Below are 25,508 nucleotides of genomic sequence, written 5' to 3'. Positions count from 1 at the left end.
GGGTTGCCGGTCAGCCCGGCGACCTGCACGGTCGTCGCGGTGCCGTCGACGTGCCTCCGGAGCCGTGTGGGCCAGAGCGGATGCAGGGGGGGCAAGCCCGGCGTGCGGGTGTGGGCATGGGTGTGTTGGAACGACGGCCCAGTGGAGCAGAATCTCGACCGTCGCGAACGGTTGGAAGACCGTGTGGTCGACATCACCCGTCCCGGCGGATTCCCCACCGTCTGGCGCAGCGCTGTCCGCCACTGCTCGTAGGCTCAGGGACGGTGGGCGTCCATAGTGCACGACCTACCTCGGTAGAGAGGCGTCCCGGCCTCCGACTGCAGCTCGCGGATGTCGGATGCGAGATGGCGAAGTGTTCACCGACTCTCGGCGCGCCACGTTTGAGCGCCCGGTGACGCGCAGGCCTCTGTAGCGGCGAGCACTGCGGCTTCGAGCGCCTGCTCCATACCGCGTCCCGCCGCGATTGCTCCGGCGAGTGTGCCCGCGAAGCTGTCGCCCGCTCCGGTGGTATCTATCGCTGTGATGGCCGGTGGCTGCACGTGCAAGTTCCGCCAGGTCGCTCCGCGTGGTCCAAGCGTGGTCACCAGTGCGCCCTCAGCGAGCCCTACTGTGAGTGCTGCCGCTTCGATCTCGTTGACGATGACGATGTCAGCCATGCTGAGGGCCTCGACCGCGTCTTCCCGCCAGGGCGACGGGTTGAGGATGATGGTTGCACCAACGCGGGCCGCATACCGCATCGCGGAGAGCACCGTTTCATACGGGAGCTCGAACTGCACAACAACGACGTCGCCGGGTTCGAGACCGATCGTTGAGAGGTCCACCTGTGTCAGGCATGCGTTAGCGCCAGGAGAGGTAATGATCGAGTTGTCGCCGTCTTCGGAGACGATAACTACAGCCGCTCCAGTCTGTACTTCGCCGTGACGCGCAACATGCTCCGTGTTAACCCCACTGGCTTCGAGGTGACGGATGTAGCGGTCTCCGTCGTGGCCGACCGCAGAGACGAGCGAGACTCGTGCGCCTGCGGTGGCGGCCGCGACAGCTTGGTTGCTCCCCTTTCCGCCCGGCGCGGAGCCGCTCGACGTTGCAGAGACCGTTTCGCCGACTGCGGGGTGTTTCTTGACGTTGAGAATGGTGTCGATGTTGATACTGCCTACGACGACGACGCGGCTCACGCGAGCGCTCCTTTGAAGGTGTCGATGTAACGGTTTGCATCGACCCCGGTTACCACTTCGACGGTGCATTCGGCGTGGCTGGTGTAAGTGCCACCCGCGCCCAATCCGGTGCGAAAGTCGACGACGGTGCGGCCCCGTGTGAGCGGGTCTAGCAAAGAAACGGCCACCGGTGCCCGTCGAGTGTGGGTGCTATGGGGAAGGATCGCTGCGCACACAGCACCCGCATCGCCAATGGCTGCACCACCGATTTCCTGGACGCGGGATTCAGTGACGGTCGTTTGAGCGAGATACGACAACAGTGCGCCCGCGGTGGATGTCACTGGGGATGAGGCCGCCCTTAGTTGGTTGATCTCCTCGGCGGTGCAGGCGACTCTGTAGAACGGCTCCAGTCCATACATTGTGAGCAGGACGCCGCTTCGCAGCACGATGTCCGCCGCCTCCGGGTCGTGCCAGATGTTGAACTCGGCCGACGCGCTGGCGTTGCCTTGTCCTACGGCACCTCCCATGAAGATGATCCGCTCGATCCGCGGAACTACTTCTGGGTACATCAGCAGCAGGGTGGCGATGTTGGTCATCGGGGCGAGGGCGATGATCGTGATTGCGTGCTCGGCTGACATGATCACGTCGCGCAGAAGAACTACCGCATGCGCGTCGACGGCGCGGATACCTGGCTCCGGCAGGTCGATGTCTCCAACCCCATTCTCGCCGTGGATATAGCTGGCATCGCGGGGGACACCTAGCATGGGGCGACGCATTCCGGCCGCCACAGGCACGTCCTCCCGCTCCAATAGGGTCAGCAGGCCGAGCGTATTCGTCACCACCTGCTCCAGATCTACGTTCCCCGCGACGCATGAGATCGCGCGGACGTCGAGCGCCGGGTGTCGAACCGCGAGGAGGATGGCAAGTGCGTCGTCAACGCCGGTATCGACGTCGAGGATGACCGGGATGGGGTTACTCACTTGCCAGCACCGTCTCCGCGTATTCAATGAGGTCGTCGGCTGCCGCGTGCACCGTCATCGTGACGTTGCGAAGGCGGCTGTAGTCCATCGCGAACGGCGGTGTGATCGCGGTACTAAATGTCGTACCCACAATATGGGCGACATCAAGACCCCAGAAGGAGAGATGACCCGACACGCGAGGAATGACGCCGTCGGCACGCGTGACGCCGTCAACGGTCAGTGACACGCGAGCGGAACCATCGTGACAAGTTCGAAGCTGGAACCCGGCAATCCGCGCGTCAGGAGCGAGGTCAGCGGTGATACACACCTGTTCACGAAGATGGCTGTGCTCGAAGACGAGGCGTGAATCGACCACATAGAGCAAGTAGCCGCCTTGCACGTTCCCGCTGGACACGATGACGCCGTCCGCGGGGCCAGATCCCGTCGCGAATTCCGCCAGGACGTCGACATTCCGGTTAGATCCGGTGATTGCGCTGGCAAACGGAACATGCGATTGGCCCGGCCAAAGGGTGATGCGCTCCTCCGCGAAGAGGCCGATCGGACCGCGTTCAGCGATTAGGTCTCTGAGCGGCCGGTCGTCCAGCGGGAAAACGTCATTACGGCCGGCTTCCCTCCACCACTTCTGCTGGAGCTCCTGCAACTTCACCGGGTGCTCGGCCGCGAGGTCGTGCGCCTCGGAGAAGTCTTCAAGGGTGTTGTAGAGACGCCAGGTGTCGGTGTCGTAGCTCGCGCCCGGGGTGTGGCTCGTGACCGCCTTCCAGCCATCGCTCCAGATCGCCCGGTGCCCGAGGGTCTCCCAATACTGCGCGTTGCGCCCGGCCCTGGCTTCAGAATTCGTCAAGTTCAGAGCCACGCTTTCGCCATCCATATCGGACGAGGCGTCGACTCGCAGCAACTCGAGTAGCGTGGGCGCGAGGTCGACGACGTGGACGAATTGGTCGCGAATTCCCTGGGCGGCTTGGGGTGCGCCCGTCCAGGACAGCAGGAGTGGTGAACGGACTCCGCCGAGGTCGACAAACTGTTTGTAGAAGCGGAACGGAGTGTTGCCTGCCATGGCCCACCCTTCGGGATAGTGCGCGCCACTGGTGGCAGTGCCCAGTTCACTCAGCAGTGGCAGCTGTTCTTCCGCCTGGCGGCGAACACCGCTGTAAGGGGCGTTGGTGTCCACATCCCCGAACGGCCCGCCCTCCCTGCTCGCCCCGTTGTCGGAGAGAGCTAGAACGATCGTGTCGTCGAGCACACCCAGTTCGGCGAGAGCGTCCAGCACCCTGCCGATCTGGGCATCGGCATGTTCCAAGAAGCCGCTGAAAGCCGCCTGCAGCGCCGTGAACACAGTCTGTTCGTCGCCGGTGAGCGAGTCCCAAGCCGGAACGCCGTCCGGCCTGTCCGTCAACTCTGTGCCCGTCGGCACCAGCCCCATCGCGATCTGACGCTTCAGCCGATCCACACGGGTCTGGTCCCATCCCTTGGTGAAGACCGGAATGTACTTGTCGATGTACTCGCGGGGAGCCTGGAACGGGGCGTGGGTTGCGCCGAAGGCAAGCTGAAGGAAGAAGGGGGCTTCGCTGCGGTAGGTCACGTGGTCGCGAATGTAGGAGATCGCTTTGTTCGCCAGGTCCTCGCTGAGGTGATAGTTGTCGCTGGCAGGCAGGGTGACCGCATGGTTGTCTTCGAACAGTTCGGGCGCATATTGATCGGTGCACCCGTCGAGGAATCCGTAGTAGCGATCGAACCCGCGCGCTAGCGGCCAGTTGGTATATGGTCCCGCTGGTGTCACCTCGTGAAGCGGCGCAAGGTGCCACTTCCCGACCAGATACGAGCCGTAGCCTTCCGCACGAAGGATCTGCGGAAGGAGGGGCACATCTTGCCGGATGCTTCCCCGCGAGTTCGGGAAGCCCGTGTCAGTGTCGGCAAGGAAGCGCATACCGATTGCATGATGATTCCGTCCGCTGAGCATGGACGCGCGCGTGGGAGAGCACAGGGGCGTGACATGGAACTGATTGAATCGGACGCCCGTCTCGGCGAGGCCGTCGAGACATGGGGTGGAGATCTCCGAGCCGAAGCATCCGAGATCGCTCCACCCCATGTCATCAAGGACGACGATCAGCACATTCGTTCGGCGGTCCTGACTGCTCGACCGTGTCGGCCACCAGGGCTGCGAGTCCGCGATGGTGGTGCCAATCTTGCCCGGGGGGCTGCTGGTCGTTGTGTTCATGTACTGCTGTCCAAATCCGTGATGCGCGTGGCGTGTGGTTGTTACTTGGTGTTTTCGCCGGTGGCTAGCGTCTGCTCCGCGTGTGCCCCGTACCCGGCCTTAACCAGCTGGGTCGCAACAAATGCGACCACCGCGACCAGCACCATGTATAGCGAGACGGGCCAGGTACTTCCTCCAGCGGCCGTCGTCAGGGCCTGTGCGATCAGGGGTCCGAAGCCGCCGCCGATGACGGTGCCGATCTGGAATCCCAGCGACATCCCGGAGTAGCGCACCTCGGGAGAGAAGAACGACGCGAAGAGCGTTGCCTGTCCGGAGAAGAGCCACCCGACCAGCACACCGCCGACACCCACCGCGAGGAACAGGCCCCCAACTGTTTCGGTTCCGATCAGGAGGAACATCGGGAACGCCCACAGGGCGAGTCCCACCAGACCTATCGATACGACACGCTTCTGTCCGATTCGATCGCCGAGGGCACCGGCCAATGGCGTTGTGATCAGGTTAGTCACCGCCGCGAACACGTTGGCGAGCAGCACGACGGTGGGGTCCATCCCGAGGACACCGGAGGCGTACCCGAGGACGAAGACGCTCTGGATGAGCCCGAGGGTCGTGTCGCTGGTGTGGATGAGGATTGCGGTCACGATCTGGCCGGGGTAGCGACGGATCGCTTGCCAGACGGGGACCTTCACCTGAGCGCGACCTTCTTTCAACCTGTCGAACTCAGGCGTCTCCGTCACCTTCCAGCGGAGGAAGAGCCCGACGATGAGCAGTAGTGCGCTGGCGAGGAAGGGCAGGCGCCAGCCCCAGGCGACAAGTTGTTCCCGAGTGAGAGTGGCAGTCAGCAGAGCGACCACGCTGGAGGACAGGATGACGCCCACCGGCGCTCCGGCTTGGACGAGGCTCCCGTAGAGACCCGTCTTCTTGGCCGGCGCGTGCTCAACGGCCATGAGCGCGGCACCACCCCATTCACCGCCGATCCCGATTCCCTGGAGGATGCGAAGGAAGACCAGCAGAAGCGGTGCCGCCAGTCCGATCTGCGCATAGGTCGGCAGCAGTCCGATAAGGACCGTGACGATACCCGTGAGCATGAACGTGAACAGCAGAAGTGGCTTGCGGCCGATGCGGTCGCCGAAGTGGCCGATGATGATGCCGCCGAGCGGCCGGGCCATGAAGCCCAAGGTGAACGTGAGCAACGCAAGCAGCGAAGAAACCGCCGGAACATCGGTGGGGAAGAAAATCTCCCCGAACACGAGGGCAGCCATCGTGCCATACACGAAGAAGTCGTAATACTCGAGAATCGAGCCGATCGTGCTTGCAGCGACAGCGTTTCGGGCAGACTGCGCCCGTTGCCGGGTGACCCCGGTCAGAGTAGTAGAACCGTCCATTGTTCCTCCTTCAGCGGGTATTCGTCGGTGAACGGAATCGATTCTGGAATCGATTCTGGAACACTACTTCATCGACGCTGATTCGTCTACAGGCTTCCCGCGGCGTCAAGCTCGGGACCGGCACACGGTGGGCGAAGCGTCCGCGAGCGGCGCCTGGGTCGTCGTGCGAACGCGACCTGGCGGGCCGCGCTCAGCCACCTTCGATCCCGTCGGTGATCCCAAGACGAGCTAGAAGTCTCGAACCCTGGGACCCGTCCGCGGTCGCTCTGTATGACTGAGGCTCAGGCCACTGCGGAGGGTGCGGCGAGGACTTTCACCGGCTCACGGACGGTCCCGCGCTCCCGAAGCACTGGCGTGATGATCGGCGCCCGTGACGACACTCCCGAGAAGGCCTCGGTCAGCAGCAGCAAGATCTCGGCGCCGTTGGTGTCCGCATCAACTGCGACTGTTGTGATCGGTGGATAGGCCATGCCTGCCAGGCTCACTTCCTCGCAAGCAATCACCATGAGGTCGTTCGGTATCGCAAGGCGCCGCGTCTCAGCGGCGCGGATGAGACCAAGGGCCATCGGAACAGTTGCGGCAACGACGCCATGCGTCGCATCGAGATCCCTGCCGTCGAGCCAGTGGCCGGCAACCTCGAGCGCCTCGTCAAAGTCGTAGCTGCTCTTCACGACTGTCGGCTTCGCTCCCTGCCCACTCAACTCAACGCTCGCGCCAGCTATCAGGGCGGCGGCTAGTGGACTGTAGTCCGAGTTGACGAGCAAGGTGATGTCGCTGCTGCCCGCCTCGAGCAGTCGTCGGGTAGCGAGCATGCCTTCGGCTGCGTGGTCGACGTTCAGCGCAATGCTGCTCCTGATCTCGGGGCGAGGGAGAGTCGTAATCAATGGGATCCGGTGGTCCTCAAGAGCATTCAAAGCCATGAGCGTCTCAGGATCTTCAAGCGGGTCCGCTGTGGCGAGTATGACTCCGTCAACACCCTGTTGCGGGAGACGTCCGACCGCTTGACGAAGCCGATCCTCGCTATGGCCAAGGTCGTAGAGCATGACGCTCATGCCTCTGGATTCTGCCTCCCGTGAAATCGCACGTGCGAGGCCACCGTGGAACGGCTGCGAGATATCACCTACCAGGAGGGCAAGGGTTCCCGTTCTGCCGTTTCGAAGCGTCCTAGCCGCTGGACTGGGGGAGTAGTTCAGTTGCTCGACGGCGCGGCGGACTTGTTGCACTGTGGCGGGGGGAACACGGTCGGGCTCGTTCAGTACTCGAGACACGGTGGTACGGGAGACGCCGGCCAGCCGCGCGACATCGAGAATGGTCGCCTTGCGTGAGGCCATGGGACCGATCCTCTGGTTGGGGTGTCTGAGTGTCTCCCCGTTCAGCCTACGAGGCTCTGTCGTCATGTTAAGCCCTTGTTAAAAACCTGGCGCGGACTTGTTGCATTCTCGGCATCCGGCGTATCGTCACCAGAATCGATTCCGGAATCGATACCTAGCTTAGACGCGAAGGAGCACCATCATGGGCATTGTCCGCGCCGCCCTAACCCAGACAACCTGGACCGGCGACAAAGAAACGATGATCCGGAAGCACGAAGAGTTCGCTCGCCACGCCGCCGCGCAGGGCGCCCAGATCATCTGCTTCCAAGAGCTTTTCTACGGGCCCTACTTCGGGATCACCCAGGATCAGAAGTACTACCGCTACGCCGAGCCGGCTGACGGTCCGATCGTGCAGCGGTTCGCCGCGCTGGCCAAGGAACTCCACCTGGTCATGATCCTGCCGATCTACGAGGAGGCGGAGGTCGGTGTCTACTACAACACCGCGGTCGTCGTCGACGCGGACGGCACGATCCTGGGCAAGTACCGCAAGCACCACATCCCGCACCTGGACCGGTTCTGGGAGAAGTTCTACTTCCGCCCTGGCAACCTCGGCTATCCCGTTTTCGAGACAGCCGTCGGCAAGGTGGGCGTGCACATCTGCTACGACCGCCACTTCCCGGAAGGTTGGCGCGAGCTGGGCTTGAACGGCGCGCACATGGTTTTCAACCCGAACGCGTCCAAGCCCGGTGCGTCCAACCGGCTGTGGGAGCTGGAAGGCCCCGCGGCCGCCGGCAACAACCAGTACTTCGTGCTGGTCCCCAACCGTGTGGGCCGCGAAGACAACGAGTACGGCGCGCTCGCCGTCGATTTCTATGGCACCTCGTACGTCGCGGATCCCCGCGGCAACTACGTCGGCGACCTCGGCTCGAGCCAGCACGAAGAGCTGCTGATCCGCGACCTGGACCTGGACTTGCTGCGCGAGGCCCGCGACGACTGGCAGTTCTACCGTGACCGTCGCCCTGACGCCTACGACGAGCTCGTCGCCCCCTGACCTCCATGCAGACCACCCTCATCACCGGCGGCACCGTCGTCAGCGCCACCGGGCGCAGCCAGGCCGACGTCCTCGTAGACGGCGAGACCATCGCGGCGGTCCTCCAGCCGGGCAGCGTGCTGCTGGGCAGCGACCTCACCGCGACCGTCAACACCATCATCGACGCCACCGGCAAGTACGTCATCCCCGGCGGCATCGACGCCCACACCCACATGGAGATGCCCTTCGGCGGCACCAGGGCATCCGACACGTTCGAAACCGGCACCCGCGCGGCGGCGTGGGGAGGCACGACCTCCATCGTCGACTTCATCGTGCAGTACCCCGACGAGAACCCACTCGAGCAGTACAACGCCTGGCAGGAGAAGGCCGCGGGAAACTGCGCCATCGACTACGGCTTCCACCAGATCCTCTCCGACGTGCAGGATTCCTCGCTCACGGCGATGGATGAACTGATCGCCGAAGGGGTGACCAGCTTCAAGCTGTTCATGGCCTACAAGGGCGTCTTCCTGTCGGACGACGGGCAGATCCTCAAGGCGTTCCAGAAGGGCGCCTCGAACGGGGCGATGATGATGATGCACGCCGAGAACGGCGCCATCATCGACGTCCTCGTGCAGCAGTCACTGGCCGCCGGCAACACCGCGCCGTTCTACCACGGCACCACCCGGCCCTGGCAGGCGGAAGAGGAGGCCACCCACCGCGCCATCATGATCGCCGACCTGACGGGCGCACCGCTGTACGTGGTGCATGTATCGGCGAAGCAGGCGGTGGAGCAAATCGCCGCTGCCCGCGACCGCGGTCTTAACGTCTTCGGGGAAACCTGCCCGCAGTACCTCTACCTCTCGCTCGAGGACCAGTTGGCAGCGATCAGCGAAGAGTGGGGCGTGCTCGAGGGCGCGAAGTGGGTCTGCTCGACGCCGCTGCGCTCCAAGCACCAGGGCCACCAGCAGCACATGTGGCAGTCGCTGCGCACCAACGACGTCCAGATGGTCTCCACCGATCACTGTCCGTTCTGTATGAAGGACCAGAAGGAGCTCGGCCGCGGCGACTTCTCGAAGATCCCCAACGGCATCGGCTCGGTCGAGCACCGCATGGACCTCATGTACCAGGGCGTGGTGTCCGGTCAGATCACTCTCGAACGATGGGTCGAGCTGACCTCCACCACTCCGGCGCGCATGTTCGGGATGTACGGCAAGAAGGGCGTCATCCAGCCCGGCGCTGACGCCGACATCGTCATCTACGACCCGAACGGCCACACCTCCATCGGGCTCGGCAAGACCCACCACACGAACACGGACTACTCCGCATGGGAGGGCTTCGAGATCGACGGGCACGTCGACACCGTGCTCTCTCGCGGCCGCACCATCGTCACCGACGGCGCCTACCTCGGCCGCCCCGGTGACGGCGGCTACATCAAGCGCGGGCTGAGCCAGTACCTCATCTGAATCGAAAGGACAGACTTCATGGATTTCGGTGTCGTTCTGCAGGTCAACCCACCTGCGCCCCGCATCGTCGGACTCGCCAAGCGAGCCGAGGAACACGGGTTCGACTACTTCTGGACCTATGACTCACACGTGCTGTGGCACGAGCCGTACGTCGTCTTCTCCCAGATTCTGAGCAACACCACTCAGATCAAGGTGGGGACCATGGTGACCAATCCCGCGACACGGGATGCGACCGTCACCGCATCCACATTCGCGACGCTGAACGCCTACTTCGGCAACCGCACCATCTGCGGCATCGGCCGAGGCGACTCGGCGGTGCGAGTCACCAACGGTAAGCCGACCACGCTGCGCGAGCTGCGCGAGTCGGTGCACGTGATCCGCGAACTGGCGAACTCCCGCAGCGTCGATATCGAGGGCTCGACGATCCGCTTCCCGTGGAGTCGCAACTCCCAGCTGGATGTCTGGGTCGCCGCCTACGGTCCGCTGGCGCTGAAGCTTGCCGGCGAGGTGGGCGACGGATTCATCCTGCAATGCGCCGACGTCGACATCGCCAAGTGGATGATCCAGACCGTGCGCACCGCCGCGGAGAACGCCGGCCGCGACCCCGACGTGAAGATCTGCGTCGCAGGCCCGATGTACATCACCGACGGCAGCCCGGAGGGGAAGGCGCATGCGATCGATCAGTGCCGCTGGTTCGGCGGAATGGTCGGCAACCACGTCGCCGACATCGTCGCCAGGTACGGGACCGAAAGCGACGTCCCGCATGCCCTCACCGCCTACATCGCCGGCCGGCAGGGATACGACTACAACGAGCATGGCAAGTCCGGCAACAGCCACGTCGACTTCGTGCCCGACGAGATCGTGGAGCGGTTCTGCATCATCGGCACCGCCGAAGAGCATCGCGAGAAGCTCGCGATGCTCAAGGCGCTCGGCGTCACCCAGTTCGCGGGCTACCTGGACCACGACAACAAGGAGGAGACCCTTCGCGTGTATGGCGAGACCGTCATCCCGGCCGTTCGCGACCACTACGCAGCGAAAGTCTGAGCACAATCATGACATTGACCACTTCCAGTACCGCCACCAACGCGACGGTGGCCGCCGCCGATCTCGTCCACGTTCCACGCCTCTGGTCGGCCCAGAGCACACTGGCACCGTTGGCTATCGCTGGCGGGTCGGGCAGCACCGTCTGGGAACACGACGGCAACCGCTATCTCGACTTCTCGGTAACGCCGTGAACCTCAAGCCTTCGGAGAAGGACCCGTCCGCGGCGCTGTGGCTCGCGGCGCTGTGGCAGGAAGCCGGGTTTCGACGGCCGCAACTACTGGGTGGATGGCCACGAGGACGGGTTCTTCTTCGGCCCCACCTTGATCGACGATATCCCCGCCACGTCGCGGGCGTACCGGGAGGAGATCTTCGGGCCGGTCCTCGCCGTCGTCCGGGTGCAGTCGTACGACGAGGGCCTCGACCTGATCAACAGCGGCCAGTTCGGCAACGGCACCGCGATCTTCACCAACGACGGGGAACTGCCCGCCGGTTCCAGAACGAGGTCGAGGTCGGCATGATCGGCATCCACGTCCCGATCCCGCTCCCCGTCGCATACCACTGGTTCGGCGGGTGGAAGGCCTCCATGTTCGGCGATGCGAAGGCCTATGGCGTCCACGGGTTCGACTTCTCCACCCGTGAGAAGGCCATCACCAGCCGCTGGTTCGACCCGGCCACGCACGGCGGCATCAACCTCGGCTTCCCCCAGAACCGAGTGCGTCGTGCTATGGATAGCGTTCTGGACATAGTGGTGCGGTGATGAAGGCTGACTTGCGTATATTGCGGACACTCATCGCCGTTGTCGATTCGGGCAGCATCATTGCTGCTTCGCGGGTGAGGGGGTATTCGGCTGCGGCAGTTTCACGACAGATGGGCGGTCTGCAGTCGCGATTAGGGGTTCAACTGTTCACGCCCGAGGGCCGATCGATCGCACTCTCGACGGCAGCGATTGAGCTTGCAGCCCGAGCGCGCGACGTTGTCGCCGCCGCTGACGCGTTCGAGTCATACTCGGAGAGCATCTCCGGTACTCAGCCAAGCCCACCGCTGCCGCGGATACCTGCCTCCGGGCGCCATCCGTATGAACAGCCATCGTGGCAACCAAGTATGACTGGCACACCTCGCGTGACCGCTGCCAACGAGGTCCCGACATCCGCGAATCGACTCTCAAGTAAGGCGCAGTGAAGTGGCGACGGAGAAGGACAACTGCCAGGGGCAGTGCGCCTGCCGCCCGCCTGATCGAGGTCGTTTTCCGTCCATCGTCCCGCTGGTGCTCGCAGGCACCCGTCCCATCGGTGATGGCGTGCACCGCCTTGAGCAGGCGCACATCCCATGCGGAACGTTCATCACGGGTGACTCGAGCGGCGAGCGCAACGAGGGCGACGGGGAGGTGCCCGAGCATCCTGTGACGCTCAACGGGTTCGCGATCGACGCCACCACAGTCACCAACGACGCCTTCACGCGGTTTGTCGAGGCGACCGGGTACAAGACGGACGCAGAGAAATATCGATTCTCCGCCGTATTTCACCTTGCTGTGTCAGCTCCGCCAGACGTCATCCTCGCGCGGCCTGTCGGCACGCCCTGGTGGGCCGCGGTATCGGGTGCGGACTGGCGTCGTCCAGGCGGTCGAGGCTCCCACATCGATACCCTCGGCGATCACCCCGTCGTTCACGTCAGCTGGAACGATGCGGCCGCGTATTGCGAGTGGGCGAGTCGCCGCCTGCCCACGGAGGCGGAGTGGGAGTATGCGGCACGTGGTGGCATCAACCAGGCCAAGTATCTCGTTTTGTAAATTCCCACCGAAGATGTCAAATTCTCACTGAACTTGTCTCGGGATGTCATTTTGGACATGTCTATCCGCAGGGTGCGCACTATTCGGCTCGAATCGCACCGATGCGTTTCAGAAGGGCGCCCCGGCCTCCGGTCGAGGTGGAAGACCGGATTGACCCAACGCGGTTGCGGCTCTCCCAGATAGGTAACCGGTAGAACACCCCCAGGAGCGTGAGCATGATCAGCCGGATCAGCGCGATGGTGTACCCAGCCGAGGCGCCATGGTATGCAAGGACGAAGCCGTTCGCGCTGGTCAGTGTCGCCTGCCCAAGGACGGACCCGCTGCCCACGAGCGTCATCACGGTGGCGCTCCGCCCCGCGGGAGCCAGGTTTGCGGCGAGTGTGAACAACGTGACTAGCACCGGGCCAATACCCACGCCGACCGTGAAGTAAAAACATCCCAGCCAGGACCGGGTCGCTTACGCCGATGAGCGGGACTGCGCACGCAGCAGCAATTGCTCCGCCGCCGATCCACTTCCACGCCGAGGTCACCCTCCGCGGTAACGCCCCGGAGATCAAAGCGGTGACAGCTGCGCTCGCCCCCATCGCTCCGTAGATAAACCCCGCAGCCCCGACGTGCCCGTCGCCTCCGGCAAGCTCGGTGACGGTGGTGAGCATCACACCCCCAAAACATTCCCATCACCGTCATTCCGGCGATGACCATGACCAATTGTCCACTGAGGAGCCTGCCCACCCGCGTCGCACCGGGTTCGATGCGCGGAGCATGCGCGTGCGTGGGGTGCATCGCAAACCCCAGAGCAAAGAGCAGCACCATCACCGCGGCGACGACGAGGGGAGCTGCGGGATTTATCAGTGTGGTGATGGAGGCCACCAAGAGTGGGCCCACAATGAAGCTGACCTCATCTGTCATCGATTCCCACCCCATTGCGGTAGCCAATGACTTACTTTTACCGCCGCGTGCCGCAAACAACCCCATCCAGCGTGCACGTCCCATCGGACCAATCTGCGGCGAGCTCGCTCCAATGAACGCGGCCATCACGAGCACAGCCGACATTGGCACGTTTGCTGCTACGGCGGCCAACAAGCCCGCCAGAGCTAGCGCATTAACGATGGACACAGGGATCAAAACCTTCCGCTGCCACCACCGGTCAGTTGCTTGCCTGATCGGGGGGCCAACGAGTCCGGACGCAAGACCGAGAGCGCCGGAGGTGAGGCCGGCCGCAACAATCGACCCCCGTTCGTGGGTGCAGCCCGAGCACACCGACCAAGGTCATTGCCAGCGGCAGCTTCGCGACAAACTCGACAGGGAAGAACGCGGCTCCCACAGCCCGGACAATGCTGGCGAACGGCTTCTCATCCAACGTCATGTTCTCGCTCACGCACGCTCGCTGAGCATGACTGTGACCGCATCAGCGAGATAGCGGGCGGTTTCCGCCGCGGCAGCGCGACGCCGATCACCGCGACCGACGTCACTGCGTGCGTCGATGTATGCCTTCAGCTTTGGTTCGGTTCCCGACGGGCGAACGATGACCCGCCCGCCGCGCTCCAGGTCATATCGCAAGATGTCGCTGGCCGGGAACTGGTCGATGCCGTCGCGGTAGTCGCGGATTCCGGTCACCGCGAGGTCTCCGATCTGAGTTGGCGGGTCCTGACGGAGCGAGGCCGTTAGCGCGGCGATCAAGCTGATGTTCTCCACCCGGGCGGAAACCTGCTCTGACGCGTGCCCGCCGAACAGGGACGCGAACCGGTCCAAGCTCTCCTCGATACTCACACCTCCAGCCTTGAGTTCCGTAGCCAGGGCGAGGAACTCTCGAGCGGCGGTAATCCCGTCTTTATCACGCACCCCTACCGGATCCACCAGAAACCCGAGCGCCTCTTCGAACCCAAACAACAGATCGGGGACACGGGAGATCCATTTAAAGCCGGTGAGCGTTTCGACGTACCCCAGACCGAACGTGCGGGCAACAGCCTCAAGTGCCGGTGAGCTGACGAGAGATGTCGCAAGAACCGCAGGCGGCGCGGGGCGGCCGCGAGTGGTGGTGTGCTTGACCGCGGCGCGCCAGCCGAGGAGTGCGCCGATCTCGTTGCCTGTGAGGCGTCGCCACCCGTCGCGGAAAGGGGCAGCAACGGCGAGGCGGTCGGCATCCGGGTCGTTAGCGATGATGAGGTCGGCTCCGCTGTCAGCGGCTGTGCGAATCGCCAGATCCAGCGCTCCGGGCTCCTCCGGGTTGGGAAACGCGACAGTAGGGAAGTCCGGGTCGGGGTCGTTCTGCGCCGCCACCCCGATTGGTTCGCTGAAGCCGGCGCGGGTGAACACCGCCCGCGCGGTCTCCCACCCCACCCCGTGCATGGCGGTGTACACGTAGCGAAGTGACGCGTCATCAGTTGTGTGAGTCTCCGTGGCCCGCACAATGTACCGCTGCACCAGCTCATCACCGCCGACGGAATACTCCTCCGATCGCGCGTAGGTGACGATACTCTCGGACGCCGCCTCATCGATGCGGGCAGCGATAAGCGCGTCCTGCGGCGACACGATCTGTGCGCCGAGGTTGGCGCCTCCCAGGTACACCTTGTAGCCGTTGTCCTGCGGCGGGTTGTGGCTTGCTGTGACCATCACCCCGGCACTTCGATCGATGCTGCGCACAGCGAACGCCAGCACCGGGGTGGGTAGCGGGCGAGGAAGCAACAAGGTCTCGATCCCGTGACCCGCCATGATCTCCGCCGTATCTTGAGCATATTGAGCAGAATTGTGGCGCGCGTCATAGCCGATCACGATGCTGGGCGAAGGGCTGGAGTCAGTGAGAAATCGGGCCAGGCCTTCGGCCGTTTGTGCGACCACAACCCGGTTCATCCTGTTCGGCCCTCCCGCCTGGCGACCGCGGAGCCCGGCGGTGCCGAACTCCAGGCGCGTGTGGAACCGGTCCCGAAGCTCCTCGACCGCGTCGGCGTCACCGATGACGGCCTGTTCGAGCATCCCGACCAAATCGGCCCGGGTCACTTCGTCGGGGTCCTGACTTACCCACGCCTGCACCGCGTCGCGCAGCGCGGCGAAGCGTTCCCCGTCGCTGCTCACCGGCTGCTACTCACTGCGCTGATGATTCTTGCTAGCAGCGGCCCGAGTGTCGCCTCAGCATTCTTGCCGGTGTCTAGAACCTCCTGGTGGCTCAGCGCTCCCTGCTGGATACCTGCGGCGAGGTTGGTGATCAGCGATAGGCCGAGGACCTCCATTCCCGCCTCACGGGCGGCGATGGCCTCCAGCGCGGTGGACATACCCACGATGTCGCCGCCGAGACCGCGAAGCATCTTCACCTCGGTCGGGGTCTCGTAATGCGGGCCGGTCAGCTGCATGTAGATCGCTTCATCGAGGTCCGGGGCGACGCTATGGGCGACATCGCGAAGGCGCTGCGAATACAAGTCAGTTAAGTCTATGAAGGTTGCACCCACCAGCGGAGACTGCGCGGTGAGGTTGATGTGGTCCTTGATAAGGATGGCGTCCCCCGGTGTGCGCTCGGGATCTACGGACCCGGCGCCATTGGTGAGGATCATCGTCTTGACGCCTGCGGCGGCCGCAGTACGCACGCCGTGGACCGTGGCGGCGACGCCATGGCCCTCGTAGAAGTGGGTGCGTGCTCCAACAACGAGCACGCGGGTGCCGTCATCCATCCGAACGGAGCGGAGGGTGCCGGTATGGCCCTGGACCGGGGAGGTACGGAAGCCTGTTACCTGCTCGGCGGGGATCTCGGCGACCGTGGTGCCGAGGTGTTCGGCGGCTCTTCTCCAGCCGCTTCCAAGTGTCACAGCGATGTCGTGTTGGTCTACGCCGGTGAGGTGGGCGATATCTCGCGCCGCGGACGCGGCAAGTTCAGTCGGGGTCTGGTCAAACACGAGGAACCTTTCGAAGTGTGAGTGAGGATTGCGCGACGCGTTCCTTCGTCGGCGGGAAGGCGCTAGCCGCAAAGAGCCGCCTGCGCGATCGAGCGCTACGGCATGCCAGCGCTTCAGGGGTCGCGGTCGACTGTGGCTGAGCTGTCATTTCACTCCCGCGTGAGGGCTCATACGATTCCAACAGGTTGGACATCTAGATGTCCAACCTTTAGCCTAGTATGGAAACGCGATTTCGGAAGCCAAAGATTGCAGCACCGTCTCTGACATCAAGCGCTCGCGCAGGAACGCCAGCTGTCGAAGGGAGCGGGTGCACTTGCCGCGGCTCTCCGTGCAACTCCAGCGCCTGCTGCTACCTGGGTCCGTCGTCGCGAAAGAACTCTGAGCCACCCTCGAGAAAGGTCACATCCATTGGCCGCCGAGCATCGCCGATCCTCACGAGGGACCGGCATCGTGGAGACCCCATCATCCCCCGTGCCCCGCGCGAGAAGGAGATACATCAATGATCGTTTCGAACATTGGCATCAACGTCCCAGACTGGTTGCTCGCGCGCGTTGCGGAGCTGCCCACACATCTCCCTGACACGGACGAGCTGATGGCGGTGCTCAATGAGTTTGCCGCTCGCAACGTGGCCGAGGGCACAGGCGGGCCGTTCGCTGCCGCAGTCGTAGAGACCGCAACCGGGGAGGTCGTATCGATCGGCACCAACCTCGTGCTCTCCTCCAACCTGTCCCTCGCCCATGCGGAGATTGTGGCGCTCGGGCTCGCACAGACGCGACTCGGACTGTGGGATCTCTCTGGTGACGGCGTGCACCGCACCCTGGTCGTCAACGCCCAGCCGTGCGCGATGTGCGGCGGAGCGGTCGTGTGGTCCGGCATCCACGGCCTCGACTTCGCAGCGACCGGAGCGGATGTCGAAGCGCTCACCGGATTTGACGAGGGCCCCGTTTCCTCGGACTGGAAGGAACAACTCGAAGCCCGCGGCATCTCCGTCCAAGTCGGCCGCGGGTCTGAGGAAGCCTGCAAGGTCCTCCGCGACTTCGGCCGCCAAGCGCAAAGCGGCGAAGCGACCCTCTACAACGCGCGTTCATGACCGGAGAGCCATGATCGGGTGGGTCTATCGGGACGGCGTGGATCCGGATCCGCGGTTCACGCTGGCTAATGAGCGCACCTTCCTCGCGTGGATCCGCACGGCGTTGGCTCTCGTCGCTGGCGGCGTGGCGCTGGAAGCGCTCGGCCTTCCTCTTCACCCAGGGTTGAGGCTTGCCGCGTCGCTTCTTCTGCTCGGGGCTGGCCTGATCATCCCCGTGCTGGCATGGATCGGATGGGGACGTGCAGAGCGGGCTATGCGACGACAGACTCGGCTACCCGCAGCTGTCTTCGCGCTCCCGCTCGCGATCGTGTTGACGGCGGCGACGGTTCTGATCGTCCTTGGGCTGCTATTCGTATGACAGCCGAATGATGACGGAACTGTTCGATCCGGGGCTTCAACCCGAACGTACACTCCTGGCGTGGAGGCGGACGATCCTTGCGGTGGCGGTCGCCGGGCTCGTGGGCCTTCGGCTGTTGCCGATGACTTTGGGTGTGTGGTCTTTGCCGCTACCGCTCATCCTCCTCATGGCTGCTGTCGCTCTGCACATGGCGAGCGAGAGACGTCTCCGTCGCGTTTACTCGGCTCTGACGGCTACGCGGCCGCTGCCCTCAGCCGGCCCGCTTACCCTCGCGTTGACCGTCCTGGTCTCAGTTTGCGCGTTGACCGGCATCGCATCGGTGCTCCTGCTCGCCGATCAAGCCCCCAACGTCGTCAACACGGAAGGATGGCACCCATGATTGACGCCCGCGATGAAGGCTCATGCGGCGTGAACTGCGCATGCGGAGCACCCAATCGGGACGCGTTCCTTGCGCTACCCACCCCCCGACGACAGTTTGTTGAACCGAAGGGCATCCCGATGCACACAATCGCGCAGGTCTCGCTACCCGCGGGGAGGTTTCTGATGGGTGACTCATCTGGTGATCAAAACCCCGGCGACGGTGAAACCCCGGTCCACGAGGTAAAGTTGCCCGCGTTCGACATGGACGCAACCGCCGTGACAAATGAGGCCTTCGCCACTTTTGTGGAGGCCACCGGGTATGTGACGGAAGCGGAGACCTACGGGTTCTCAGCCGTATTCCACCTCGCGGTGGCCGCACCGCAGAGCGACATCCTAGGCCAGTCACCAGGGACGCCGTGGTGGATTGGCGTGGCGGGCGCGGACTGGCGGCATCCCGGCGGGCGCGACTCTACGCTGGATGACCTCAGGGACCACCCGGTCGTGCACGTGACCTTCAACGACGCGGTCGCATACTGCGGTTGGGCGGGGCGTGCGTTGCCGACGGAAGCGCAGTGGGAGTATGCCGCCCGTGGAGGTCTGGAATCGAGAAAGTACCCGTGGGGGGATGAGGAGCCGGACGTCGACGAGCCACGGGCGAACATCTGGCAGGGCGTGTTCCCCCAGGTGAACACCCTCGAGGATGGGTATCTGACGACCGCCCCTGTCCGCTCCTACACCCCGAACGGATACGGGTTGTGGCAACCAATCGGCAACGTATGGGAATGGTGCGCCGACTGGTTTGATCCCGCCTACTACGCGATCTCGCCTCAAGAACACCCACACGGCCCTGCGCGAGGCGATGGGCGAGTTCTGCGGGGTGGCAGCTACCTTTGCCACATCTCCTACTGCAACCGCTATCGCAACTCCGCACGGTCTCAGAACACACCCGACTCTTCAATGGGCAATGCCGGGTTCCGCACGATCTCCCGCATCTAATGTCCGGCGCGAAGCATCGGAGGCGAACCGTGCGGGACGCTCCGGAAAGAAGAGGCCCCCCGACCTTTCGGTCCGGGGGCTTCTTAGCAGGGTCTTCTACTTCTGAGCATCCTGCTGAACTGTCTCATCGATGACCGTCGCCACATCCGGCAGCCCGGTCGCACCGCCGGCTTCGAGGCTTGGATAAACCTTGTCCTGCACGAACTGAGGGTCCAGCCAGAACAAGCCGTGCTCGTCAGAGGAGTCAGTGCGGATGAACGGGATCTGAGCCTCGAGGACCGCGGTCTGCTGCTCGGGGTTCAGGCCTTGCTCGCCGGCGTAGGTGCTGGTGGTTAGTTCGGCTGCGGCACTCGGGTCGTCCATGGCCTTTTCCCAACCTTTCGCGGTCGCCTTGAGGAAGTTCACGACGACGTCGCGGTTCTCCTCGAGGAATGGGCGGGACACGATGATGGCGTCGGCGAGCAGGTGGTAATCGAGCTTGTCGAAGGTAGTGAAGTAGAAGTCCTCATCCTCTTTCAGGCCCTGCTGCTCGAGTGCGATGGGCTGGTTGGTCGCGAAACCCAGCAGCGCGTCACCTTGCCCGCCCTGCAACGCGCCAATGTCGGCACCGCCGGGCACGAAGGTCCAGTCCGTCACGTCGTTGATGGCCATGAGCGCGTCGAGCGATGATCGGTTGGGCGCGCCGGCGATGATGACAGACCCGGTGAGATCGTCCGCGCTAGTGATCGGCTTGTCTTTGAGGGAGAGGAGACCGTTGGGCGAGGTTTGGAACGTCCGGCCGATGACGACGATGTCGTCCTCCTCGGTGAGGTAATTGAACAAACGACTGGTGTTGCTCTCGTATGCAATCTGCGCCTCACCAGATGCGATCGCGACCTCTGGGGCGGGAGCATTCGGCCCGCCCGGGACGAAGCTCGCCTCGATGCCGACCTCGGCGTAGTAGCCCTCGGCGTCGGCGACAAAGTTGCCGGCGAACTCGACGGTGGGAAGGAATCCGAGCGCGACACTGACAGGGGTGACTTCCCCCGAGTAGGGCGTGTTGCTGGGGGATGCCTCTGGAGCGGCGGCCTGCGGGGCACAACCGGTGGCGAGCACCGCGAAGGCGGCGATAGCGACGACGGCGGCCCCAAGGCGGCGTCGTCGAGTGATGTGAGTCATTCTTTCTCCTGGTTCAGTTGGTGCGGGTGATTTGTTGGGAGGGGGTTCTCAGCGCCAGCGGGCGATGGCGAATTTTTCGACCTGGTTCGCTCCGAGATAGGCGATGACGCCTACGGCAATGGCACACAGGGATGCGCCCCACAGTTGGGTCATGTTCAGACGGTCGAGAGCGTTGGCGAGGACTAAGGCGAGCCCTTCAGTGCCCATCAGGAACTCGCTGATGAGCGCGGCAGCGAAGGCGGCGGCTGCGGAGATTCGCATTGAGGTGGCCAGCGCTACCGTGGAGGCCGGCACCGCGAGCAGCCGGTAGCGGTTCCAGCGGGTGGCGCCGTTCACGTCGAACAAGTCGTCGCCGTTGGCCGGGACATCTTTGAGTCCCGTGCCGACGAGTACGAACGTCGGGAAGAAGCAGACCATCGCGCAGATGATCCACGCCGTGGTGTCGGAGTACCCGAAGATACGCGCGAGAACGGGAATCAGCGCAACGAACGGTACCGCGCGGATGACCAGGGCCAGTGGCGTCAGCGACGCTCCGAAGACCGGCCACAACCATGATAGAGACGCGAACAAATACCCAGCGCCAACACCGACCACAAACCCAATGACCGCGGTGCGCAGAGTCAACAGCAGCGGGAAGAAGAAATCCCCCGGTGCCCCGGCGATGGTCTGCACGATCGACACCGGGCCAGGTAAGAGGAACGGGTTGACGTTGAGCGCGATGATCAGCAACTGCCATGCGATGAGGATCGCGATGACCGCCCACCACCGGCTGATGAAACGAGTCACGATTGTCATGCGAACCGCCTTGTAGCCATCTGCTGCAGCAGAGCGAAAACGCCGAACCCGACCATTGCCATCAGCGTCGAAAGAAGAGCGCCGGCCCACAACAAAGGGATGTCGTAGTTCTGCGAAGAGGACAGGATGATGAGCCCAACGCCGCGCGGGGCGCCGAACCATTCGCCGAGAACGGCGCCGAGTACGGCCCCGGGGGCGGCGAGCTTGAGTGCGTCAGCCAGCCCGGGGATCGCTGCTGGGAGCTCCAGGCGCAGGAGCCGGTCACCGCGGCTGCTGCCGAGCACAGAGAAAAGATCCTGGGTGGCCGCCGTCGCGGCGGCGAACGCGCGGGTGGCCGCCGCGTAGGCGGGAAAGAATGCAGCGATGGCAGAGACAGCAACGGGGGCATTCTCCCTGCCGACGAGGACGATCATCACCGGCGCGATGGCTACCTGCGGAATCGCATGTATCACCGCGGCGAACCGGTCCAAGCCGGGACGAGTCACCAGCAGCGCCTGCCGGGCTGCGGCGATCACCACGCCAAGCCCCCCGCCGATGATGAGCCCGAGCAGTGCGGAGGTCGCGGTGGCGCCCACGGCTCCCAGCAGCAAATTCGCGCGGAACGGGGCGAAGATGGTCGCGACCACCGTGCTGAGGGCGGGGAATGCCGGCCCGAAGACCTGGAATCTGCCGAGCAACTCCCACCCAATGCAAAGGATGATGGCGCCAGCGACGATCTGCAGGGACTGGGCTCGAGAAGTTCTCACGATTCGACCTTCTGCTCGTCATGGTCAAGGAGGCGGATCAGCTCGCTGCTGAGTTCGGTGAAACGCGCGGACTCCATCGACTCCGTGGTCCGAGTGCGAGGGATGTCGACGGTGATCTCTTTCACGATGCGGCCAGGGCGGGTGCCCATGACGATGACTCGGTCAGCGAGTAGGAGCGCTTCGTCGACGGAGTGAGTGACCATGACGGTCGTCACGCCGGTTTCCGCCCAGATACGTGCAAGCTCGAAGTTGAGGCGGCGGCGAGTGATCTCATCCAGCGCACCGAATGGCTCGTCCAGCAGCAGCAAGTCGGGTCGCAGAACCAGCGAGCGGGCGATGGCCACACGTTGACGCATGCCACCGGACAGCTGCTTGGGCCGGGCATTCTCGAAACCTCTGAGACCGACGAGGTCGACAAGCTCCTGCACGCGGGCGGAGTCGGACTGGAGGTGTGCGAGACGGTAGGGCAGCGCGATGTTTTCGCTGACGGTCGCCCACGGCAGTAGCGCATGCTCCTGGAATGCAACGCCCAGGCGGTGCTCCTTGATGAGGCTGGCGGGCGGGCGACCTCCGACTGTGGCTGTGCCTTCGGTGGGATCTTCAAGGCCGGAGATGATGCGCAACAGAGTGCTTTTGCCGCAGCCGGACGGGCCGAGCAGTGCGACGAACTCGCCGTCGGCGATGGTGGCCTTGACGTGGGAAAGCGCGGTGAGGGATTCGTTCCGGCGTATCTTGAAGGTCTTGCTGACGTCGCGCAGTTCGATGGCTGCGGAACCGCCTGCGTCGTTGCGTTGCGGGGTGCTCATTGCGTCCTTCCGGGTGCGTGGGGCGTGGGTGCTCATTCGTTCGCCTCCAAGTTGTGTGAGAGATGGGTGAGGTGCTCAGCGGCTGAGTCGAAGAGCACGGTGATCTCCTCCAACGCGCGGGTGGGAAAGTTTCGGCCGGGACGTCCGTTCGCTAGTGTCCGTGCACTGCGGTCCCTTCCGATATCGAGCCCGTAGAAGGCCAGTTGCATCGACGTGGTCGGCAGGTGTCCACTTCCGGCGCCTTGCCCGTCGATGATGAGTTCGATGTCTGCTGCGTCGAGACCTGCGTGCTCAGATGCTTGCGGCGTCTGCAGGTTGTTGTACGGGCCGATCACATTAGTTGTCCCCAGCTCGCGGCCGTCGCCTGCGGCGCCGTTATCGGAGAACACCGCGATGATGGTGTTCTCCATTTGCCCAGCGTGCTCAAGCCACTCCACGAGCCGGCCGATCTGCGCATCGGTGTGCTCGAGGAATCCGGCGTATGCCTCTTGAGCGCGCGCGGCCAAGGCGCGCTGGTCCGCGGTGAGGTCATCCCACACAGGCACGGTGTCGTCGCGTCCGGTGAGCTGGGTTCCTGGCGGGGTGACGCCGAGCTCTTGCTGGCGCGCATGGCGGCGGGCGCGGGTCCGGTCCCAGCCATCGTCGTACCGCCCGCGGTACCGGTCGACCCATTCGCCTGGCACCTGCAACGGCGCGTGGGTGGCTCCGAACGCGAGCTGCAGGAAGAACGGGTCTTCTGCGCGGTAGCCGACGTGGTCGGTGAGATAGCCGATGGCGTTGTCGACGAGGTCGGAGCTGAGATGGTATTCCGGGTCGCACTCTCCGGTGGCGGGGCTGTTGGTCCCGGTACAGCTCTGGTAGGTATCGATCCGAGGCGCCGCCAAGGAACCCGTAGAACCGGTCGTAGCCGCGGGCGAGGGGCCAATTGTGGAAGGGGCCGGCGGGTCCGAGCTCGTCCTGCGGCGCGAGGTGCGACTTTCCGACCATGTACGTGCCGTAACCGCGTCCGCGGAGCACGGACGGCACGGTCTGCATGTCGCGGGGCAGCTCACCGCGAGCATTGGGGAACCCGCTGTCGCCGACAGCGAGGAACCGAATCCCGACGCTGTGGTGGTTTCTGCCGGTGAGCAAGCTGGCCCGGGTCGGAGAGCACAGCGGCGTCACATGGAAGGTGTTGAAGCGGACTCCTGCGCGAGCCAATGCATCGATATGCGGTGTACGGATCTCCGACCCGAAGCAACCGAAGTCTGACCATCCGGTGTCATCGAGCAGCACCACCACGATGTTGGATGCGCCCTCCATACGCGGTGTCTTCGGCTCCCACCACCGTTGGGACTCGGCTGCGGTTGCTGCGATGCGACCGGTCATGATGCGTCGACCCCGGCACCGGCGGCGGCGCGACGCTCCTGGATGGAAGCTTCCAACGCGTCCAGCCACGCGTGACTCGACGAAATGGTGGCTGGAGTAGCGTCCCGCCACGCCTCATCAACGTTGTGGCGAGGCTGCTCAAGCACCCGGGTGCCGGCGGTCTCCGGCTTCTCATACCTGCCGAAGTAGTCATCGATTGCGGCAGAGAGCTCCAACGTCAGCGACGCGTTATCCGGATAGTCGATGACATTCGTCGTCTCCCGGGGGTCCGCGCGCAAGTCGAACAGCTGGTCAGGGCCTTCCGGATATCTGCGAACGAGTTTATGTCGCGGAGTGCGCACCATCCGCAAGTTCCCATACTCCACAAACACGTCCTCACGGGCACCGGGGAACCGTTCGCCTGTCAACGTATCTGCGTAGCTGCGGCCCGGGTACGGGGTATCGATACTCTCCGGCGTCTCACACCCGGCGATATCGAGGATGGTCTGGAACGTGTCGGTGTGATTCACGTTCTCGATGCGGCGCTGGCGCCCGAGCATGTGGCCGGGCCGGTTGACGATGAGGGGAATGCGAATGGACTCGTCCAACACGTTGTACGGGAGCGTCGCGTTCCCCTTCCCCCACAGGCCATGGTGCCCAGCGTTCAGGCCGTGGTCGCTCGTGTAGATGACCGCGGTCGACTCGCGCAGCCCGAGCGCGTCGAGCTCATCCAGGACTCGCCCGACCTGCTCATCGATGTCGGTGACAGCGCCGTAGTACTGCGCCAACGCTTCGCGCGGGTCATTGCGGGACGAGTAAAGAGACTCAGAGCGCTGACGACCAAACGGGTAGGTGACATCCTGGGGAATGTCACGGAACGTCGCGTCACGGTACTGGTCGACGAGGCGGTCAGGCACATCGGTCCACGGACTGTGGGTCGCCAGATGGCCAATAACCAGGAAGAACGGCTGCTCCCGGTCGTGCTGGCGGAGGAACTCAACGCCGTGGTCCGTGATCGCCTGACGATTGTAGGCACGCTCGGCCGAAGGGGTGAGGGGCCACGGCGATCGGTACGCGGACGCCTCTGAAACCGGTGCGGACCTGCAGTACCAATAGTCGAAGCCGCGAGGGACCTCTTCTTCACGGCCGAGATGCCACTTGCCCGACAAGGCGGTGACGTATCCATTTCCCTGCAGCACCTCAGGAAGAAGGTTCTCCCCCGCCAGCCACGACACATCCCGCACCTCGGGGTCCGCGGAGGACAGGTAATCATGTACCCCGTGCTGCGAGGGTAGACGTCCGGTGAAAAACGACGCACGTGCGGGCGAGCACACCGGGCTTGTGGTGTAGGCGTTCTCGTAGACCACGCCAGTGTTCGCCAAGTGATCGAGCGTTGGCGTGCGCAGTTCCGAGTTGCCATAGCAGCCCGCAGCCCACTGCGCGTGATCATCCGTAAGAAAAACCACGATGTTCGTTCTCATAAGTCCCTCTCCACATCGATGAGTTGAACGATAGAGTAAAGGTTGGACATCTGGATGTCCAACCCATTTCAAGCTTGTTTCGGTTCTCAAGCTCCGCGACAAGGCTGCTGATCGAAGGATCAACGA

The 25,508-nt window shown here is 64.0% G+C and carries 23 protein-coding genes and 2 pseudogenes; 11 read left to right on the top strand and 14 right to left on the bottom strand.

What is annotated here, in order from left to right; translation table 11 throughout:
* Nucleotides 1–356: 356 nt before the first annotated feature.
* The 5 genes from ACI3KX_RS04320 to ACI3KX_RS04300 form a co-directional block, all read right to left on the bottom strand.
* Nucleotides 357–1,172: a ribokinase gene (locus ACI3KX_RS04320; protein WP_404907990.1), complete on the bottom strand. Its 816-nt coding sequence runs from the start codon at nucleotides 1,170–1,172 to the stop codon at nucleotides 357–359.
* Nucleotides 1,169–2,131: a nucleoside hydrolase gene (locus ACI3KX_RS04315; protein ID WP_404907986.1), complete on the bottom strand. Its 963-nt coding sequence runs from the start codon at nucleotides 2,129–2,131 to the stop codon at nucleotides 1,169–1,171. Before ACI3KX_RS04315 ends, ACI3KX_RS04320 begins: the two co-directional genes overlap by 4 nt.
* On the bottom strand, nucleotides 2,124–4,346 hold the full coding sequence (locus ACI3KX_RS04310; protein WP_404907984.1) for an arylsulfatase: 2,223 nt from the start codon (nucleotides 4,344–4,346) through the stop codon (nucleotides 2,124–2,126). The genes ACI3KX_RS04315 and ACI3KX_RS04310 overlap by 8 nt, the downstream gene beginning before the upstream one ends.
* A 41-nt stretch (nucleotides 4,347–4,387) precedes the next feature.
* The gene (locus ACI3KX_RS04305; protein ID WP_404907981.1) at nucleotides 4,388–5,728 is read right to left on the bottom strand and encodes an MFS transporter; all 1,341 of its coding nucleotides are present in this window, start codon (nucleotides 5,726–5,728) and stop codon (nucleotides 4,388–4,390) included.
* Nucleotides 5,729–6,009: 281 nt separating this feature from the next.
* Nucleotides 6,010–7,059, bottom strand: coding sequence for a LacI family DNA-binding transcriptional regulator (locus ACI3KX_RS04300; protein WP_404907978.1), 1,050 nt, complete (start codon nucleotides 7,057–7,059; stop codon nucleotides 6,010–6,012).
* 181 nt (nucleotides 7,060–7,240) lie between these two features.
* On the opposite strand from ACI3KX_RS04300, the gene ACI3KX_RS04295 reads away from it, so the two are divergent.
* From ACI3KX_RS04295 to ACI3KX_RS04265, 7 genes and pseudogenes are all read left to right on the top strand, one after another.
* Nucleotides 7,241–8,089, top strand: a complete 849-nt coding sequence (locus tag ACI3KX_RS04295; RefSeq protein WP_404907976.1) for a nitrilase-related carbon-nitrogen hydrolase — start codon at nucleotides 7,241–7,243, stop codon at nucleotides 8,087–8,089.
* 5 nt (nucleotides 8,090–8,094) lie between these two features.
* Nucleotides 8,095–9,531 (top strand): dihydropyrimidinase, encoded by a 1,437-nt coding sequence (gene hydA / locus ACI3KX_RS04290; protein ID WP_404907973.1) that lies wholly within the window; start codon nucleotides 8,095–8,097, stop codon nucleotides 9,529–9,531.
* 18 nt (nucleotides 9,532–9,549) lie between these two features.
* Nucleotides 9,550–10,575 (top strand): TIGR03842 family LLM class F420-dependent oxidoreductase, encoded by a 1,026-nt coding sequence (locus tag ACI3KX_RS04285; protein WP_404907971.1) that lies wholly within the window; start codon nucleotides 9,550–9,552, stop codon nucleotides 10,573–10,575.
* Between the two features lie 8 nt (nucleotides 10,576–10,583).
* Entirely contained in the window at nucleotides 10,584–10,766 is a 183-nt protein-coding gene (locus ACI3KX_RS04280) for a hypothetical protein (RefSeq protein WP_404907968.1), read from the top strand.
* A 72-nt stretch (nucleotides 10,767–10,838) separates the two neighbouring features.
* Nucleotides 10,839–11,332: pseudogene (locus tag ACI3KX_RS04275) on the top strand (aldehyde dehydrogenase family protein); the annotation flags it as partial.
* Nucleotides 11,332–11,754 (top strand): LysR family transcriptional regulator, encoded by a 423-nt coding sequence (locus ACI3KX_RS04270; RefSeq protein ID WP_404908158.1) that lies wholly within the window; start codon nucleotides 11,332–11,334, stop codon nucleotides 11,752–11,754. The pseudogene ACI3KX_RS04275 and the gene ACI3KX_RS04270, both read left to right, overlap by 1 nt.
* A gap of 1 nt (nucleotide 11,755) precedes the next feature.
* On the top strand, nucleotides 11,756–12,361 hold the full coding sequence (locus ACI3KX_RS04265) for an SUMF1/EgtB/PvdO family nonheme iron enzyme (RefSeq protein WP_404907966.1): 606 nt from the start codon (nucleotides 11,756–11,758) through the stop codon (nucleotides 12,359–12,361).
* A 1,374-nt stretch (nucleotides 12,362–13,735) separates the two neighbouring features.
* On the opposite strand, the gene ACI3KX_RS04260 is transcribed toward ACI3KX_RS04265, so the two are convergent.
* Both ACI3KX_RS04260 and ACI3KX_RS04255 read right to left on the bottom strand, forming a co-directional pair.
* The gene (locus ACI3KX_RS04260; protein WP_404907963.1) at nucleotides 13,736–15,433 is read right to left on the bottom strand and encodes a phospho-sugar mutase; all 1,698 of its coding nucleotides are present in this window, start codon (nucleotides 15,431–15,433) and stop codon (nucleotides 13,736–13,738) included.
* On the bottom strand, nucleotides 15,430–16,245 hold the full coding sequence (locus ACI3KX_RS04255; RefSeq protein ID WP_404907961.1) for a purine-nucleoside phosphorylase: 816 nt from the start codon (nucleotides 16,243–16,245) through the stop codon (nucleotides 15,430–15,432). The genes ACI3KX_RS04260 and ACI3KX_RS04255 overlap by 4 nt, the downstream gene beginning before the upstream one ends.
* Before the next feature lie 499 nt (nucleotides 16,246–16,744).
* Between ACI3KX_RS04255 and ACI3KX_RS04250 the strand changes: the two genes are divergently transcribed.
* Genes ACI3KX_RS04250 through ACI3KX_RS04235 form a run of 4 tightly spaced genes read left to right on the top strand, consistent with a single transcriptional unit; the run spans nucleotide 16,745 to nucleotide 19,049 of the window.
* Complete coding sequence (locus ACI3KX_RS04250; RefSeq protein ID WP_404907958.1) at nucleotides 16,745–17,335, top strand: nucleoside deaminase; 591 nt, start codon at nucleotides 16,745–16,747, stop codon at nucleotides 17,333–17,335.
* A gap of 10 nt (nucleotides 17,336–17,345) precedes the next feature.
* A complete protein-coding gene (locus ACI3KX_RS04245; protein WP_404907956.1) occupies nucleotides 17,346–17,693 on the top strand; it encodes a YidH family protein in 348 nt (115 codons plus the stop codon).
* Between the two features lie 7 nt (nucleotides 17,694–17,700).
* Nucleotides 17,701–18,072 carry a DUF202 domain-containing protein gene (locus tag ACI3KX_RS04240; protein ID WP_404907955.1) on the top strand — a complete coding sequence of 124 codons (372 nt, stop codon included), beginning with the start codon at nucleotides 17,701–17,703 and terminating at the stop codon, nucleotides 18,070–18,072.
* Complete coding sequence (locus ACI3KX_RS04235) at nucleotides 18,069–19,049, top strand: formylglycine-generating enzyme family protein (protein ID WP_404907952.1); 981 nt, start codon at nucleotides 18,069–18,071, stop codon at nucleotides 19,047–19,049. Before ACI3KX_RS04240 ends, ACI3KX_RS04235 begins: the two co-directional genes overlap by 4 nt.
* A gap of 96 nt (nucleotides 19,050–19,145) precedes the next feature.
* On the opposite strand, the gene ACI3KX_RS04230 is transcribed toward ACI3KX_RS04235, so the two are convergent.
* The 7 genes and pseudogenes from ACI3KX_RS04230 to ACI3KX_RS04200 all read right to left on the bottom strand — a co-directional run bounded on the left by ACI3KX_RS04230 (nucleotide 19,146) and on the right by ACI3KX_RS04200 (nucleotide 25,382).
* Nucleotides 19,146–20,207, bottom strand: a complete 1,062-nt coding sequence (locus tag ACI3KX_RS04230) for an ABC transporter substrate-binding protein (protein ID WP_404907951.1) — start codon at nucleotides 20,205–20,207, stop codon at nucleotides 19,146–19,148.
* 48 nt (nucleotides 20,208–20,255) lie between these two features.
* Nucleotides 20,256–21,002 carry an ABC transporter permease gene (locus ACI3KX_RS04225; protein ID WP_404907949.1) on the bottom strand — a complete coding sequence of 249 codons (747 nt, stop codon included), beginning with the start codon at nucleotides 21,000–21,002 and terminating at the stop codon, nucleotides 20,256–20,258.
* Nucleotides 20,999–21,748, bottom strand: coding sequence for an ABC transporter permease (locus tag ACI3KX_RS04220; protein ID WP_404907947.1), 750 nt, complete (start codon nucleotides 21,746–21,748; stop codon nucleotides 20,999–21,001). The genes ACI3KX_RS04225 and ACI3KX_RS04220 overlap by 4 nt, the downstream gene beginning before the upstream one ends.
* Nucleotides 21,745–22,590 (bottom strand): ABC transporter ATP-binding protein, encoded by an 846-nt coding sequence (locus ACI3KX_RS04215; protein ID WP_404907945.1) that lies wholly within the window; start codon nucleotides 22,588–22,590, stop codon nucleotides 21,745–21,747. The genes ACI3KX_RS04220 and ACI3KX_RS04215 overlap by 4 nt, the downstream gene beginning before the upstream one ends.
* A complete protein-coding gene (locus tag ACI3KX_RS04210) occupies nucleotides 22,587–23,438 on the bottom strand; it encodes a sulfatase-like hydrolase/transferase (protein WP_404907943.1) in 852 nt (283 codons plus the stop codon). The genes ACI3KX_RS04215 and ACI3KX_RS04210 overlap by 4 nt, the downstream gene beginning before the upstream one ends.
* Nucleotides 23,439–23,460: 22 nt before the next feature.
* A pseudogene (locus tag ACI3KX_RS04205) lies at nucleotides 23,461–23,856 on the bottom strand (sulfatase-like hydrolase/transferase); the annotation flags it as partial.
* Nucleotides 23,857–23,918: 62 nt separating this feature from the next.
* Nucleotides 23,919–25,382 (bottom strand): sulfatase, encoded by a 1,464-nt coding sequence (locus ACI3KX_RS04200; protein ID WP_404907940.1) that lies wholly within the window; start codon nucleotides 25,380–25,382, stop codon nucleotides 23,919–23,921.
* Nucleotides 25,383–25,508 lie beyond the last annotated feature (126 nt).

Source organism: Microbacterium sp. ZW CA_36 (assembly GCF_044987475.1).
Taxonomy (GTDB): domain Bacteria; phylum Actinomycetota; class Actinomycetes; order Actinomycetales; family Microbacteriaceae; genus Microbacterium.
The sequence above is the reverse complement of the archived record's forward strand: the minus strand, read 5'-3'. Positions and strand labels throughout refer to the sequence as shown.

Excerpts from the sequence above, each read along its gene's own strand:
- hydA (WP_404907973.1), top strand. The coding sequence starts at position 8,095 with ATGCAGACCACCCTCATCACCGGCGGCACCGTCGTCAGCGCCACCGGG.
- ACI3KX_RS04250 (WP_404907958.1), top strand. The coding sequence starts at position 16,745 with ATGATCGTTTCGAACATTGGCATCAACGTCCCAGACTGGTTGCTCGCG.
- ACI3KX_RS04230 (WP_404907951.1), bottom strand. The coding sequence starts at position 20,207 with ATGACTCACATCACTCGACGACGCCGCCTTGGGGCCGCCGTCGTCGCT.
- ACI3KX_RS04305 (WP_404907981.1), bottom strand. The coding sequence starts at position 5,728 with ATGGACGGTTCTACTACTCTGACCGGGGTCACCCGGCAACGGGCGCAG.
- ACI3KX_RS04310 (WP_404907984.1), bottom strand. The coding sequence starts at position 4,346 with ATGAACACAACGACCAGCAGCCCCCCGGGCAAGATTGGCACCACCATC.
- ACI3KX_RS04270 (WP_404908158.1), top strand. The coding sequence starts at position 11,332 with ATGAAGGCTGACTTGCGTATATTGCGGACACTCATCGCCGTTGTCGAT.
- ACI3KX_RS04240 (WP_404907955.1), top strand. The coding sequence starts at position 17,701 with ATGATGACGGAACTGTTCGATCCGGGGCTTCAACCCGAACGTACACTC.
- ACI3KX_RS04200 (WP_404907940.1), bottom strand. The coding sequence starts at position 25,382 with ATGAGAACGAACATCGTGGTTTTTCTTACGGATGATCACGCGCAGTGG.
- ACI3KX_RS04300 (WP_404907978.1), bottom strand. The coding sequence starts at position 7,059 with ATGGCCTCACGCAAGGCGACCATTCTCGATGTCGCGCGGCTGGCCGGC.
- ACI3KX_RS04245 (WP_404907956.1), top strand. The coding sequence starts at position 17,346 with ATGATCGGGTGGGTCTATCGGGACGGCGTGGATCCGGATCCGCGGTTC.
- ACI3KX_RS04295 (WP_404907976.1), top strand. The coding sequence starts at position 7,241 with ATGGGCATTGTCCGCGCCGCCCTAACCCAGACAACCTGGACCGGCGAC.
- ACI3KX_RS04235 (WP_404907952.1), top strand. The coding sequence starts at position 18,069 with ATGATTGACGCCCGCGATGAAGGCTCATGCGGCGTGAACTGCGCATGC.
- ACI3KX_RS04215 (WP_404907945.1), bottom strand. The coding sequence starts at position 22,590 with ATGAGCACCCACGCCCCACGCACCCGGAAGGACGCAATGAGCACCCCG.
- ACI3KX_RS04285 (WP_404907971.1), top strand. The coding sequence starts at position 9,550 with ATGGATTTCGGTGTCGTTCTGCAGGTCAACCCACCTGCGCCCCGCATC.
- ACI3KX_RS04225 (WP_404907949.1), bottom strand. The coding sequence starts at position 21,002 with ATGACAATCGTGACTCGTTTCATCAGCCGGTGGTGGGCGGTCATCGCG.
- ACI3KX_RS04280 (WP_404907968.1), top strand. The coding sequence starts at position 10,584 with ATGACATTGACCACTTCCAGTACCGCCACCAACGCGACGGTGGCCGCC.